The sequence below is a fragment of the Eubacterium segne genome (genome assembly GCF_014287775.1).
Classification (GTDB): Bacteria; Bacillota; Clostridia; order Lachnospirales; family Lachnospiraceae; genus Eubacterium_G; species Eubacterium_G segne.
This window is the reverse complement of the sequence record NZ_JACOOZ010000002.1, coordinates 279362-293569: the sequence shown is the minus strand read 5'-3', so window position 1 is coordinate 293569 and position 14208 is coordinate 279362. Positions and strand designations below refer to the sequence as shown.

The window sequence follows — 14208 nt, the reverse complement described above, 5'->3', positions numbered from 1 at the left end:
TTATGATAAGAAAGGTTATTATGATAGGACTAAAAAAGCGAGATATAAAAAAAGCGTTGAAAGCTGGTGCAAAAGCTGGCGGTGTATCATTGGCTGATGTTCGGGCAGATATTGAAGCGACGATTGATGAAGCTATGAATAGCACCGCCCCAGAAGTGCAGGCAAATTTCAAAAAATATTTTGGTAATAAACGCCCTACCCCAGAAGAATATATTTACAAGATTACCAAAAAGACAAAGATTTGAAAAAAGGCTTGCTCCATACATAGTGTATGATCTGCAAGCCTTAATCTATTTCAGAGGAAATTTAACAGTAAAAGTAGCACCTCCACCAGCAGTATCATTGATAATGATAATACCGTTCAGCATTTGAGTTAATTCTTTGGCGATACTTAGTCCCAGTCCAAAATTCGATTTGTTCGTATGGGACTTGTCGCCACTATAAAATCGGTCAAAGATATACTGCTTATCTTCATCAGAAATGCCTTGCCCGTGGTCTACCACAGAAAAAGCAATATTTTTTTCGGTGGCGATTACTTCTATCTCTATTAAAGAATTATTCTTGGAATGTTGAATGGCATTATCCATAAAGACACACAAGATTTGAAATAATCGGTCTTTGTCGGTAAACATAGCAGGATAACTTTCCTCGGATAAATGCAGTTTTAGTTCTAAATTCTGCTTCATGCAGACGGGTTCGTAGGTTTCATATAACGTAATGAGCAAGGTATCTACATTGATTGTGCTTTTATGCAATGTCCATGTTTTAGCGTCGGAAGAAGCCAAAAGCAACATATCTTTGACTAAACGGGATAACCGCATACATTCAAAATCTATGGTCTGTACGGCTTGCTTTGCCTGCTCGTTTAAGGAAACATTATCAAGAAGCATATCCGTGTTGGAAATCATAACAGCAAGTGGAGATTTTAATTCATGGGACGCTGTTGCAACAAAATCTTTTTGGCTTTGCAGTATTCGTTCCGTTGGAGCAAACGACTTTTTCAGCAGATAACGGGTCAGCACGATAACAACGATACAAGCCAAAAACCAGATAAGAAGATATATAGGCAATGTTTTTTGTAAAATATCCGTCAAACTGGCTGTCTGATAAAGAAAGGTTGCATGATACACGGTATCATTTGCTGTCCTAATTGTAGCAGGAATAACAAAATAAGTATCGTGATGTGTTCCTCTTATTTCCAGAAAACCGCCTTGTGAAGTTGTGCTGTTTTCTATTTGTGATAATGGTTGTGTAGAAATCTGCTTTTCTACATCATGCAACAGATTGTCCGCAGAAGTTGGAAATGGGAAATCACTCTGATAAATGGTATTCCCCCTTGTATCAGTAATTAAAGAAAAAATATGATAACTCTCTTCGTAGGTTTTGAGTGCTTTGTCCATATCCGAAGAAGCACTTTCCACTTGATAAATCAGCAAGGTTGTCAATCTCTGAAATAAGGTGCTTTCGTTGATTTTCTCTGTATGAACTGTGTTCGCAACGACAAAGGAAATCACAAGGGTAATAATCAGCATAACAGAACTTGCAAACAGAATATGAAGTTTTCGGTATAAGTTATTTAACATGTTTCTTTCTCCAGTTTGTACCCTGCACCGTAGACCGTTGTTATTTTACAGGAACTTTTTAATTCTTTTAGGCGTTTTCGCAGAAAAGAAATGTAACTGTCTACATTGCCAGTTTCTACCTCGGAAGAACTGCCCCAGATTTTAAGGATTAGCTGTTCACGGGAAAATAGTGTTTCTGGGTTCTGCATAAATACAAAAGTCAACTCGGTTTCTTTTGAAGTTAATAAAAGAGAATTGACGGGTGTAGATAAGGTTCGGCTGTCTTTATCGAAAGTTAAATCTCCATATTCTAATTTGGAAGATAACTGGATATTGGCAGGGCGTCTTGTTAATGCCCGAACTCTTGCAAGCAATTCTTTGATATGAAATGGTTTTACTAAATAATCATCAGCACCGCCGTCTAAACCCTCAACCCGATTGTCAAGGGTACTCATGGCAGTAATGATAAGGATAGGAATAGAAATTCCTTTTTTACGCATAGATTTTATGATTGTCAAACCGTCAATAATCGGTAACATACGGTCTACAATGGCGAGGTCATAAGCATAGTCTGTATTTAAGGCATACAGCATAGCAGTTTCCCCGTCATTGCAACAATCAACCATATAGTTTTCTTTTTCCAGAGAAATTTTTATATTTTTACATAACTCTAAATCATCTTCCAGAAGAAGTATTTTCATAATGTATCAATCCTTTTCTATATAAATTATAGACAGTATAACAGAAAAGTCTGTAAAAATCCTCTAAAAAATGATGATGATTTTCTTACTTTTTTACAGGATTTTTAGAATGGTTTGCTTTTACAATAGGGGCATATCGAACAAGAAAGGTGGAATACAAAAATGAAAAAAACAAACATCAGTAAATTCATAGCAGTTGGATTATGTATCTGTGCATTGACGGGGTGTGGTGCAAGTCCAAATGAGAAGCCAGATACGTCTAATCCTATTGTCAATTCTAATACGAATGAAGAAAATACAAATGGTTCTTCAGAAAATAAAGGAAACGACATATTAGAGTCTGCTAATTTGAGAGGAAGTGTTTTGGAATTTACAGACAATGGTTGCTTGGTAAATCAAGCAAAAGATATTGAGGGTGGAGCTGGGATAAAAATAGAAGCACCGGGAATGGAAAATAAAGACAATGCTGTTTCTGTAACCTATAACCCAGATTGTGAATTTGTCATTGCCACAGTAAATGCACAGTCTGGTGTTACAAATGTAACAACGGGTTCTATATCCGATGTAAAAAAACAATCTGAAGTATATCTTTATGGAGAATTTGCAGACACACTTCATTTCAATGCAACAAAGGTTGTCATAGCCCGTTGGGAATAGAGGTGTGAAGTATGAAGTTTTATCAACTTGGTTTTCGCTATTTACAGCGAAAAAAAGGAAAAACCATTCTTTTGTTGATTGTTTTGATACTTGTAAACAGTATGATTTTAGGTACAAGCATGATTTTAAGGACTACAAATGAGTCCAAACAAGCCATGCAGGAAAAGACAAATTCTAAGATTGTAGCTGAAATTACAAGTAAGGACAGCAAGATAACAGAGAATGAAGTAAACAAGATTGAAACGCTGGAAGATGTTTCAGCTATCAACCGTATCGGCAGGCAAGATGTATTTCCAGCTAGTTTTGCTCCCGTTACGCTCAATACTTCTACGAATGAGGAAAATTTGAAAATAGCGTTGCTCTCCTATGATGATTTGGAAAAGGACAGCCCTTTTTCAGAAATGCAGTACCGCTTATCTTCTGGCGATTATATCAAACATGAGAAAAAAGGTGCTGTTATCAATGCGAACCTTGCAAATCAAAATGAGCTAAAAGTTGGAGATACGATTGAATTAAGTACAGAAAACGGAACAAAAGTATCTGTTCAAATTATTGGAATTTTCATGTCCGCAGGAAATGTGGAAAAAGACCAGCCAACAGAAACTACCGCAGTCAATCGAATAGAAAATCAAGTCTTTATTGACAACAGCACTTATAAAGAATTGTTCAAAGAAGCTGAATTTGAAAAACTCTGCGTTTATTCAAAAAGACCAGAAAAATTAGATGTGCTGGAAACCAGCTTGCAAAAAATATTCGGAAATGATGTAGAACTTAGCACTTCCGATACCCTTTATCAACAGATGTCTGCTCCATTAGAGCAAATCAGTAAGGTGGCAAATCTTATGCTGGTACTTACATTGGTAACTGGTACTGTTGTTGTTTCCCTGCTGTTATGTATGTGGATGCGGACAAGGCAAAAAGAGGTGGCAATCTTTATGAGCCTCGGCAAGACAAAAAGTGAAATTTTCCTGCAAACTTTATTAGAAGCAGGCAGTGTATTTACACTTTCGGTTTTAGGAGCAACAGCCATTGGTAAATTGTTCTCGGGCGTTTTGCAAAATGTCATTACTGGTTCAGAAACAGTAACAGAAAATCTGAAAGTGGTGTTGCAGATACAAGATATTGGAATGTTGTTCCTTTTAGGTGGTGCAGTTATTCTGGTGGCATTGTGCTGTTCCATTCTTCCGATATTACGAGCAAACCCAAAAGATATATTAGCGAAAATGGAGGGATAGTACATGAATTTTTTTGGATTGGCAAGGCGTTCTGTGTTCAGAAAGCCCATAAAAAGTATTCTCTTATTGTTGATTGTTTTTGCAATCAGTACCCTGCTTCTTGCAGGTGTGGCGAGCAAAAATGCCAGTATTGAGGTGCAGGACAAAACCAGACAAGCCATAGGTGCAGGCTTTCTTTTAGAAAGAAATGCAGAGTACCGAACAAAACGAGTTCGTGAATACTCAGAAAAGATTGGTAATGATAAGGAAGGTAGTTTTGGTGGCTACCATCAGGAAAAAGAGATTATCAATGGTGTGGAGACTTGGTCAGGCTGGACAACAAATGAATTTGAAAGCTTAGATATAAAAGACATTGAGAAACTGGCAAAAACAAAAGGAATTGCTGATTACAATATTACAACAGCAACAACTCCTGTAAACCCTGTAAATTTCAAAAGAATTGAAGATAAAGATGTAGACCAAAGTGTAGATGAGGGAGGTGTAAGCTTAATTGGAAACAAAGATATGAAACTTGACAGAAATGTTTTATCTGGAAACCTGCATATCAAAGAGGGGCGAATGATAACCCCAGAGGATAAAGATATGTGTGTCATTTCAGAGGAACTTGCAAATCAAAATAATCTGAAAATCGGCGATAAGATTTCTTTTAATGATTACCACGATACTGAAAATTCAAAGGTATCAGAAGCTGAGATTGTTGGAATTTATCAAGTGGATCAAAAGATGTCCCCACTTATGCAGGGAGATACTTACCGTTCGGAAAATGTAATATTTACAGATTTGAGATTTCCAGAAAAGGCAGAGGGTGAAACAAGTCCATTATATGAAAGAGCCTATTTCAAAGTAGAAGATGTGGAAGCTTACGACGAAGTAAAAGAAAATCTGCAAAAAGTAGACATCAACTGGGAGCAATATGATTTGATTGACAATAACGGAAATTCCGAAACCATGTCCTCAAACTTCAATGATTTAGCAAAAGTAAGCGAAATGATGATATTGGTAATCTCTGTTGCAAGTTTTGTTATCCTTGTTTTAGTATTTCTGTTCTGGCTGAAAAATCGAGTGCAGGAAGTCGGCATTTTCTTATCTCTCGGTGTTCCGAAATTCAGAATTATCGGGCAGATTTGGAGTGAAGCGATTATGATTGCTGTTCTTTCCCTTATGCTATCCTTTGCTGTCGCTCCTGCCGTTTCCAAAGTAACTGCAAATTATCTGGTATCACAGCAGGTTCAGCAAATGCAGGAAGAAGAAAAAAATAACGAGGGAAAAGTATCCACAGAATATGTTGCACCAAAGCAGGACGTGCAGAATATCAGCGTAGAGGTTACGCCAGAAATGTATCTGTTGGACGGAGCAAGTGTTCTTGTGTTGATAACGGCTTCTGTTCTGGTATCTGGAATTGTAATACTAAAGAGAAACCCGAAAGATATTTTATCGGAAATGAGTTAGGAGGACGACGAAAATGTTAGAAGTAAAGAATGTAAGCTATGCTTACAAAACAAAAAAAGATAAAACCATTTTGAATAATGTATCTGCTACTTTCGAGGAGGGTATTTTTTATACTATTGTCGGTCCGAGTGGTGCAGGAAAAACAACACTCTTATCGTTGTTAGCAGGCTTAGACACAGCGGTAAAAGGGACTGTCCTTTGCAATGGCGAGGACATTACAAAAAAAGGGCTGAATTACCACAGAAAGCATAATATCTCATTGGTATTTCAAAATTATAATCTGATTGATTATTTGACAACGGTTGAAAATGTCAAATTAGGTGGTAGTGGAAATGCTGAAAAATTATTGGAAGAAGTCGGCATTGGAAAAGAATACTGGCAGAGAAATGTATTGCAACTATCTGGCGGACAGCAACAGCGTGTAGCGATTGCAAGAGCATTAGCCAGCGACGCTCATGTACTTTTGGCAGACGAACCGACGGGAAATCTTGACGAAACTACCGCTGATGAAATCATTGCTTTGCTGAAAAAGACTGCACATGAATTAGGAAAATGTGTTGTTGTGGTTACACACAGTAAGCATTTGGCAGAAGAAGCCGACGAAATCTTAGAAATTAAAAACGGTGCAATTTCTTTTCTGTCTGATTAAATTAGAATAGTGCCGTAAAGGAGTTGTCATTATGGAATATTTTAGATATACCTCGACGCAATCAGTTTGAACCTAACGGCATTTTTATAACAACTGAATATAGCACAGTTTTAAAAGCTCGTACAGACTATATGTTTTGTGCGGGCTTTTTTCATGCCAGAAAAAAATTTTTTAAAGTTTTTTCGATTTTGGTTACGCTGTCCCCCACTTTCAACGCGGTATATATGAAAAGGGGCAGACACCTCTTTTCGACTAGCGAAAGGAGGTGAGGAAAATGAAACCGTCAGAACTACAAGAAAAAACCTGTCATCAATTCGATTGTGCTATTAAAACAGTTATACGTCATAGAGCGATTGACTTCTATCGAGCGATACGTCGTTCAGAGAAAAAAGAAATGCCATTCGCCGAAATTATGGACGACCTCTTAAATTCCATAGGTACAGAAGATACATATTCTACGGATTATGTTGCGGTATTTGAAGTCTGTGGAGAAAAAGTATCAATCGAAGATGAACAACTGGCTCGTGCATTGAAAGCTATTGAAGAACGAAAGCGTAATATCGTTTTACAGTATTTTTTCATTGGCGACACGGACACTTACATTGGGAAAATGCTTGACTGTTCCAGAGCGAATGTAACGAAGTGCAGAATACAAGCACTAGACAAGTTAAAGCAACTGATTGAGGAGGAAAAAGAAAAATGCCAAAAGAGCTGACACCGACTTTCACGGTTATTTCCAAAGCCTGCGACGGCGACGAAACAGCAATTTCAAAAATCTTGGAATTTTATGACCCATATATCAATCAGTGCTGTATGCGTCCGTTTTACGACGATAACAACAACTTACGTCTTGCGGTAGATTTGGAAATGAAAGGTTTTATCAAAGAAGCGATTATTCGTAAAATCTTAAACTTTGATATTAAACGCTTCTAATTCATATTGGGATTGATTATGCCCGTCTGGTCTTTGACAACTGAATAAAGCAGACAGATACGTTTGTGAGATAGCAAGCCACGGGGACTGTACGCCATGACCTTTCCAAAAGAAAGCGAGCGACCCACGCAGTGATCCGAGAGCGACTGTTGGAATAGTCGTTTTGCCACGACCTATCCTCACAGAATAATGATACGTCCGCATGGTGCGGTTCTGCCCACAAGAATGGGAATAGTTGAGATACTAACGGAGCTTTCCAAAGCCGTTTGTCTGCTTGTAAAAAAATGACACACAGTAAAGGGGGTGCATAGATTATGAACAATACTGATGTGCCTATCTGGGAAAAATATACGCTGACGATTGAAGAAGCGTCTAAATACTTCCGTATTGGCGAAAAGAAATTGCGTAAATTAGCCGAAGAAAATCTTGACGCTGGCTGGGTTATCGTGAACGGTAATCGTATTCAGATTAAGCGAAAACAATTTGAAAAAATCATAGATACATTGGACGAAATCTAATGTCATTGAGCCGTAGATATGGTATAATATTAGTAGCGTATCACGGCTCATTCCATGACGGAAAGGAGCTTTACACTATGTCTAATGTGAAACGAAAAGACAGTAAAAATCGCAATTTGCGTAATGGAGAGAGCCAGCGAAAAGACGGAAGATACGTTTATAAATATACCGATATATACGGAAAGCCACAATTTATCTATTCTTGGAAACTTGTACCGACAGACAAGACACCTGCTGGAAAGCGTGATGATATATCGTTGAGGGAAAAAGAAGCACAGATAAAAAAAGACCTTAACGACGGTATCGACACAGTCGGCGGTAAAATGACAGTCTGCCAGCTCTACGACAAGAAGAACAGTCAAAGAAAGAACATCAAAAGGGCTACTGAAAAAGGACGACAGTATCTTATGAACGCTTTGAAAAATGACCCATTAGGTATGAGGGCGATTGATACGGTTAAGCAGTCGGACGCTAAAGAATGGGCTATCAGAATGAGCGAAAAAGGATATGCCTATAAAACGATTGATAACTATAAACGTTCCTTGAAAGCGTCATTTTACATGGCAATACAAGACGACTGTATCAGAAAGAACCCATTTGAATTTAAGTTAAGTGATGTTCTGGAAGATGATACCGAACAGAAAGTTATCCTTACACCAGAGCAGGAAGAACACCTGCTTGCCTTTATGGAAAAGGACAAGATTTACAGTAAGTATTATGATGAGGTTGTGCTTCTGCTGGAAACGGGACTTCGTATTTCTGAATTTTGCGGACTGACGACGCATATTGATATGCAGAACAGAATACTCAATATAGACCACCAGTTATTGAAAGATAGCGAAATGGGCTACTATATTGAAACACCAAAGACCAAAAACGGAAAACGGGAACTTCCATTGACAGAACGGGCTTATCAAGCAATCCAAAGAATACTAAAGAACAGAGGAAAGGCACAACCGCTGATTGTAGGTGGTTACAGCAATTTCCTATTCCTAAATCGTGAGGGCTTGCCTAAAGTTGCAGGAAACTATGAGGGCATGGTGCGAGGACTGATTAAGAAGTATAACAAGTATCACACGGACAAGTTACCGAACATCACGCCACATTCATTCAGACATACTTATTGTACGAATATGGCAAACAGAGGAATGAACCCAAACACTCTGCAATATCTCATGGGACACGCTAACATAACCATGACACTTGGCTATTATGCACACGGCACATTTCAATCTGCAAAAGCAGAACTGGAAAGGCTGGCTTGTTAATATCGGAGCTTATATTTACTACTCATTTACTACTTTTGGTTGCATTTTCATGCTGGTAAATGCCAGCTTATGCAAGGTATCTTCCGAAAAGAAAATACCGATAAAGCCCTAAAATACGGGATATATCGGCATTTACCAACTTATGAAAAGATAATCAGAAATTTAGTAAGTTTTTATTTTAAAAAATCAGCAGGAATCAAAATATATTCTGCATGGATACAATTATGAATATAGTTGTGAAATTAGTTTTGGAAGAAATAGAAAGAAAATGGTTCCAGAACAGTGTTATATTGTAACGACTAAAGAAGATGAATATGAATTAGAAAAAATAGAGTTTAACGAGGAGGGAAAATGTAATTATTTAGATGTTTTAAAAAAGAAAAATTCAAAGAAGTAATGATGGAAACTCAGGATGAACGCTCAATGTACGTTATAACAAATGAAAGTAAATTGTTCGGAGCAGCTTCAATGTTGTATGAGGAGCCACTACATGAATTGGCAGAAAAAATTGGGAGTGACCTGTATATCTTGCCATCAAGTATCCATGAAGTTATTGCCGTATCAGCTGATTTTGGTTCACCTGATGAATGGGCGGAAATGGTTTATGAAATCAATATGGACCAGGTAGACATTAATGACCGTCTTTCAAATCAGGTATATTGCTACGACAAAGATTTAAGGACACTAAGACTTGCAACAGATACTTTGGCAGGTGAAGATATTGAGGTAACTAATGTAGAAAAAAAATCGGAAGATACACTGATACAGATATCAAAAGATAGTAGTCATGAACAGCGTTATTTAAAGAAGATTATTGCTGTACTTCTTATTACTGTGGGAGTATTTGCTATTACTCTTGAAATCATGGTATGTAATAAATTGCGGCAACCACAAAATTATATAGAAGCAGTAGATCCGGATAGTGTAGAAATGAAAACGGCTGAGTTTGTAAAATAAGAATAGCAAAAGTGAGAAGAGGATATTACAAATCATTGTTTTGATAATTCGTTGGTATCCTCTTTGTGGATTTCAGAATTTGCTTCTCAGCTTTCGGTATTCTCTTGGCGAATATCCTTTCAGCTTGTGAAAAAGCCGGCTGAAATAAAGCTGGTTATCATATCCGACAATCTTAGAAATCTCATTGATGGAATAAGTTGTTGTTTCAAGTAACATCTGAGCAGTGTTGATGCGGATTCCCACAATGAATTGCATTGGTGTAGAACCGGTATATTTTTTGAAATTTCGGATAAACCAGCTGACACTCATGCCTCGTGAGGCAGCATAATCATCAATATTGATATTTTGACTGTAGTTTTCACTGAAAAAGGTAACAGCATTATCCATCTCATGATCAAGATATTCATTTTTTAATATGTGCTCTCTTGTCAGTTCCCGGTGGAAACCAATCAGAAGATGACGTAGCAAAAGGACAAGCATTTCCTCATAATTATCTTGACAGCGTTGGAGCTCGATAATGATACGTTTGAAAATTTGTTCATATTCATTAGATGTACCCACTTGAAAGACACGTTCTTTATCCGGAAACCCATATTGACGTAAGATATTTTTCACATTGCTTCCTGTGAAGTGAATCCAGTATACTTCTGTCTTATCTTCTCCGTAATATTCATATTTTTGGAGTTCTTTCGGTCTGTACAGTACAATGTTGCCGGCTGGAACAATCGTTTCATTATTTACATTATCAAAATGAAAATGCCCACAACCAGCAGTGATATATATAATCTGATAATCCAGACGACCCCTTGGACGGTAGGTCGGAAGTTTGGGATGTCTGGAAAGACGGTAAGTACCACAGCTACCGACAATCAGCGGACGACTTTTGTCTTTGAAATCCATATGTGAGTGGTTCAAATAACCGGTGTTCAAATACATAGGACAGCACCTCTTTTCGTATTTTTTATCATTGTATCATTTAGTGCATATTTTGTCTAATCCAATTCATAGACATATTTTGCAAATTAGGCTATGCTATATATAGCATAATTAAGGAACGTAAACAAAAAGTAAAGTATAAGGTTTGCTTTAGTAAAACAAAGAACAAAAAAGTATATGTATTGGAGGAGAGCTATTTATGATCGTACCACGTTATTATGAAAATCTAAGCGTACTGCACGAAAACACAATGCCAGCCAGAGCCTATTATATTCCAGCATCCAGAAGAATGGATAACTTGGTGGAACACAGAGAAGAGTCAGATCGTATGCAGTTATTGAATGGAACTTGGAAATTCCAGTATTTTAACAGCATCTATGACATTCAGGATTCTTTCTTTGAGAAGAATTATGATACAGAAAATTTTGATGAGATTCAGGTTCCAAGTGTATGGCAGATGGCTGGATATGATACACACCAGTATACAAACATCAGGTATCCATTTCCGTTTGATCCACCATATGTGCCACAGGACATTCCGTGTGGAGTCTATGTACATACTTTTGAGTACAGTAGAGATGAGAAAGCACCAAAATCTTTTTTGAACTTTGAAGGAGTAGACAGTTGCTTTTACCTATGGATCAATGGCTCTTACATAGGATACAGCCAGGTTTCGCATATGACCAGTGAGTTTGATGTTACCGATGTACTTCAGGATGGAACGAATATGGTGGCAGTGTTGGTAATGAAGTGGTGTGATGGTTCCTATTTGGAAGATCAGGACAAATTCCGTATGAGTGGTATTTTCCGGGATGTGTACATTTTGAAACGCCCAAGACAGGCAATCAGTGATTATCATATTAAAACAAGAATTGAGGATATGCTTGCGAAAGTAGAAATTGGAATGAAATTCTACTCTCCGTTAAATGTAAAAATTTCGATTGAAGATAGAAACGGGGCAGTTGTAGCACTAGGAAGTATTGCTGAAGAAGGAACAGCTGTATTAGAAATCGCAAGTCCGGAACTTTGGAATACAGAAAATCCATATCTATATAAACTGATTCTTGAAACAGAGAATGAAGTAATTGTAGATCACATTGCATTAAGAAAGATAGAGATTAAAGACCAGGTTATTTATTTAAATGGACAGAAGATTAAATTCCGTGGTGTCAATCGACATGATTCTGATCCGGTTACTGGATTTACAATCAATCTGGAACAGATTACAACCGATCTTACGTTAATGAAGCAGCATAATTTTAATGCAATCCGTTCCAGCCACTATCCGAACGCACCATTTTTCTATGAAATGTGTGACAAGTATGGATTCATGGTAATAGATGAAGCAGATATTGAAGCTCATGGTCCATTTATGATCTACAGAAAAGAAGACACTGATTACAATCGGTTCAAACGATGGAATGAGAAGATTGCAGATGATCCGGTATGGGAAGAGGCAATCGTTGATCGCGTAAAACTCATGGTGGAACGTGACAAAAACCGTTTTTGTATTGTCATGTGGTCAATGGGAAATGAGAGTGCTTATGGCTGCAACTTTGAAAAAGCACTGGAATGGACAAAGAATTTTGATCCAGACCGCATCACACAATATGAGAGTGCAAGATACCGTAATTATGATGAGACATATGATTACAGCAATTTGGATGTGTATAGCCGGATGTATCCGGCACTTTCTGAGATTCAGGAATATTTGGACAAGGACGGAAGCAAACCATTTCTTTTGGTAGAGTACTGCCATAGCATGGGAAATGGACCTGGGGATTTTGAAGATTATTTCCAGATGATTCAGGATAACGATAAAATGTGCGGTGGCTTTGTCTGGGAATGGTGTGACCATGCGATTGCTCATGGAACTGCTGAGAATGGAAAGACTATATATGCTTATGGGGGCGACCATGGCGAAGAAATTCATGATGGCAACTTCTGTATGGATGGATTAGTATATCCGGACAGAACTGTACATACAGGACTTTTGGAATACAAGAATGTATATCGTCCGGCAAGAGTTATTTCTTATGACAAAGAAAGCGGAGATTTGGTGCTTCATAACTACATGGATTTTGATGATTTAAAAGATTATGTAAAAATTTGTTATGAACTGACACAGGATGGTCTTGTAATCAGCAAAGGTAAACTTCCAGAAGTTTCAGCAGCACCACACAGTGAAGGAAAAACAAACCTGAAGGTCAACGTACCAGAAGATGGGAAATGTTATTTAAAAATTATTTACCATCTGAAAAAGAAATTGCCATTGTTGGATGGAGACCATATTCTTGGATTCGATGAAATTGAGGTAAGTAAAGAGGATACAAAATGCAAACTTGCAGAGAAATGGCTGCAAAAAACAGCAGTGGACTCTGAATTACAGGTAAGTGAAAATGATACACAGATTCATATCAAGGGACGTGAATTTGCTTATACCATAGACAAACGTACCGCGCTCTTTACAGAGATGAAATTCGCAGGGCGGGAATACTTGAACCATCCGATGGAATTAAATATTTGGAGAGCTCCAACAGATAACGATATGTACATCAAGTCTGAATGGAAGAAAGCCCACTATGATAAGGCTTACACAAGAGCCTATACGACAGAGGTTGTGCAGGGAAAACATGGTGTGAAGATTACAAGCCATGCTTCCGTTGTGGCAGAGACAGTACAGAAGATTCTAGATGTGACGATTACATGGAAAATAGAAGCTGCTGGAAAGATTGATGCAGATATTGCAGTAACAAAAGACGATGAATTTCCGGATCTTCCGAGATTTGGTGTGAGGATGTTCCTGGATAAAAAACTTTCAGCTGTAAGATACTTTGGAATGGGACCACAGGAAAGTTATTGTGATAAACATCAGGCTGCGAGCCACGGTTTGTACCGGGCAGATGTAGGGGATTTACATGAGGACTATATCCGTCCACAGGAAAATGGAAGCCATTATGATTGTGAATATGTAGAGTTTAACAACAGCCGATATGGAATTGCGGCATCCGCAGAAAAGGCATTTTCATTCAATGCTTCTTATTATACACAGGAAGAACTTGAGAAGAAAACGCATAATTATGAATTAATAGAATCAGATAGTGTAGTATTCTGTGTTGACTACGCATTAAATGGCATTGGTTCTAATAGTTGTGGACCGGTTGTATTGGAGCAGTACCGATTTGATGATGTATTATTTCGGTTTCAGTTTACACTGATACCGTATGTAAAAGGATAATAAAGTTTCATGTAACCCGTAAACAAGGAAAGAGAGTCTGATTGTAATGTAAAGTCCGGATATACAGAGCAATCAGACAAAATCAGAGAAAAAAACAGAATTAGA

15 protein-coding genes are annotated in these 14208 nt (G+C 37.7%); 12 read left to right on the top strand and 3 right to left on the bottom strand.

Going from position 1 to position 14208, the window contains the following annotated elements:
- The first annotated feature begins 2 nt into the window (after nt 1-2).
- The gene (locus tag H8S00_RS03680) at nt 3-245 is read left to right on the top strand and encodes a hypothetical protein (protein ID WP_021380064.1); all 243 of its coding nucleotides are present in this window, start codon (nt 3-5) and stop codon (nt 243-245) included.
- 45 nt (nt 246-290) lie between these two features.
- On the opposite strand, the gene H8S00_RS03675 is transcribed toward H8S00_RS03680, so the two are convergent.
- Nucleotides 291-1583, bottom strand: coding sequence for a sensor histidine kinase (locus H8S00_RS03675; protein WP_021364213.1), 1293 nt, complete (start codon nt 1581-1583; stop codon nt 291-293).
- Complete coding sequence (locus tag H8S00_RS03670; protein WP_025489606.1) at nt 1577-2263, bottom strand: response regulator transcription factor; 687 nt, start codon at nt 2261-2263, stop codon at nt 1577-1579. Before H8S00_RS03670 ends, H8S00_RS03675 begins: the two co-directional genes overlap by 7 nt.
- A gap of 162 nt (nt 2264-2425) precedes the next feature.
- Here H8S00_RS03670 and H8S00_RS03665 point away from each other — a divergent pair, with 162 nt between their 5' ends.
- From H8S00_RS03665 to H8S00_RS13780, 10 genes are all read left to right on the top strand, one after another.
- Nucleotides 2426-2920 (top strand): hypothetical protein, encoded by a 495-nt coding sequence (locus H8S00_RS03665; protein WP_025489607.1) that lies wholly within the window; start codon nt 2426-2428, stop codon nt 2918-2920.
- An 11-nt stretch (nt 2921-2931) separates the two neighbouring features.
- Entirely contained in the window at nt 2932-4155 is a 1224-nt protein-coding gene (locus H8S00_RS03660; protein ID WP_025489608.1) for an ABC transporter permease, read from the top strand.
- A gap of 3 nt (nt 4156-4158) precedes the next feature.
- Complete coding sequence (locus H8S00_RS03655; RefSeq protein WP_077710200.1) at nt 4159-5604, top strand: ABC transporter permease; 1446 nt, start codon at nt 4159-4161, stop codon at nt 5602-5604.
- Between the two features lie 13 nt (nt 5605-5617).
- Nucleotides 5618-6253: an ABC transporter ATP-binding protein gene (locus H8S00_RS03650; protein WP_003431891.1), complete on the top strand. Its 636-nt coding sequence runs from the start codon at nt 5618-5620 to the stop codon at nt 6251-6253.
- A gap of 274 nt (nt 6254-6527) precedes the next feature.
- Entirely contained in the window at nt 6528-6968 is a 441-nt protein-coding gene (locus H8S00_RS03645) for an RNA polymerase sigma factor (protein ID WP_003431889.1), read from the top strand.
- Complete coding sequence (locus H8S00_RS03640) at nt 6953-7186, top strand: helix-turn-helix domain-containing protein (protein WP_003431885.1); 234 nt, start codon at nt 6953-6955, stop codon at nt 7184-7186. Before H8S00_RS03645 ends, H8S00_RS03640 begins: the two co-directional genes overlap by 16 nt.
- Nucleotides 7187-7500: 314 nt before the next feature.
- Complete coding sequence (locus H8S00_RS03635; RefSeq protein ID WP_002347229.1) at nt 7501-7704, top strand: excisionase; 204 nt, start codon at nt 7501-7503, stop codon at nt 7702-7704.
- A 77-nt stretch (nt 7705-7781) separates the two neighbouring features.
- Nucleotides 7782-8972 (top strand): site-specific integrase, encoded by a 1191-nt coding sequence (locus tag H8S00_RS03630; RefSeq protein ID WP_025489609.1) that lies wholly within the window; start codon nt 7782-7784, stop codon nt 8970-8972.
- A gap of 268 nt (nt 8973-9240) precedes the next feature.
- Nucleotides 9241-9369: a hypothetical protein gene (locus H8S00_RS13940; RefSeq protein WP_279287344.1), complete on the top strand. Its 129-nt coding sequence runs from the start codon at nt 9241-9243 to the stop codon at nt 9367-9369.
- A 26-nt stretch (nt 9370-9395) separates the two neighbouring features.
- The gene (locus tag H8S00_RS13780) at nt 9396-9929 is read left to right on the top strand and encodes a DUF5688 family protein (protein WP_243169546.1); all 534 of its coding nucleotides are present in this window, start codon (nt 9396-9398) and stop codon (nt 9927-9929) included.
- A 72-nt stretch (nt 9930-10001) separates the two neighbouring features.
- On the opposite strand, the gene H8S00_RS03620 is transcribed toward H8S00_RS13780, so the two are convergent.
- Nucleotides 10002-10829 (bottom strand): AraC family transcriptional regulator, encoded by an 828-nt coding sequence (locus H8S00_RS03620; protein ID WP_436233076.1) that lies wholly within the window; start codon nt 10827-10829, stop codon nt 10002-10004.
- Between the two features lie 235 nt (nt 10830-11064).
- On the opposite strand from H8S00_RS03620, the gene H8S00_RS03615 reads away from it, so the two are divergent.
- Complete coding sequence (locus tag H8S00_RS03615) at nt 11065-14103, top strand: glycoside hydrolase family 2 TIM barrel-domain containing protein (protein WP_186840010.1); 3039 nt, start codon at nt 11065-11067, stop codon at nt 14101-14103.
- The last annotated feature ends 105 nt before the right edge of the window (nt 14104-14208 follow it).

Coding starts and splice junctions, on each gene's coding strand:
- H8S00_RS03660 (WP_025489608.1), top strand. CDS start 2,932: ATGAAGTTTTATCAACTTGGTTTTCGCTATTTACAGCGAAAAAAAGGA.
- H8S00_RS03680 (WP_021380064.1), top strand. CDS start 3: ATGATAAGAAAGGTTATTATGATAGGACTAAAAAAGCGAGATATAAAA.
- H8S00_RS03615 (WP_186840010.1), top strand. CDS start 11,065: ATGATCGTACCACGTTATTATGAAAATCTAAGCGTACTGCACGAAAAC.
- H8S00_RS03635 (WP_002347229.1), top strand. CDS start 7,501: ATGAACAATACTGATGTGCCTATCTGGGAAAAATATACGCTGACGATT.
- H8S00_RS13780 (WP_243169546.1), top strand. CDS start 9,396: ATGTACGTTATAACAAATGAAAGTAAATTGTTCGGAGCAGCTTCAATG.
- H8S00_RS13940 (WP_279287344.1), top strand. CDS start 9,241: ATGGTTCCAGAACAGTGTTATATTGTAACGACTAAAGAAGATGAATAT.
- H8S00_RS03670 (WP_025489606.1), bottom strand. CDS start 2,263: ATGAAAATACTTCTTCTGGAAGATGATTTAGAGTTATGTAAAAATATA.
- H8S00_RS03655 (WP_077710200.1), top strand. CDS start 4,159: ATGAATTTTTTTGGATTGGCAAGGCGTTCTGTGTTCAGAAAGCCCATA.
- H8S00_RS03675 (WP_021364213.1), bottom strand. CDS start 1,583: ATGTTAAATAACTTATACCGAAAACTTCATATTCTGTTTGCAAGTTCT.
- H8S00_RS03640 (WP_003431885.1), top strand. CDS start 6,953: ATGCCAAAAGAGCTGACACCGACTTTCACGGTTATTTCCAAAGCCTGC.
- H8S00_RS03630 (WP_025489609.1), top strand. CDS start 7,782: ATGTCTAATGTGAAACGAAAAGACAGTAAAAATCGCAATTTGCGTAAT.
- H8S00_RS03665 (WP_025489607.1), top strand. CDS start 2,426: ATGAAAAAAACAAACATCAGTAAATTCATAGCAGTTGGATTATGTATC.
- H8S00_RS03620 (WP_436233076.1), bottom strand. CDS start 10,829: ATGGATTTCAAAGACAAAAGTCGTCCGCTGATTGTCGGTAGCTGTGGT.
- H8S00_RS03650 (WP_003431891.1), top strand. CDS start 5,618: ATGTTAGAAGTAAAGAATGTAAGCTATGCTTACAAAACAAAAAAAGAT.
- H8S00_RS03645 (WP_003431889.1), top strand. CDS start 6,528: ATGAAACCGTCAGAACTACAAGAAAAAACCTGTCATCAATTCGATTGT.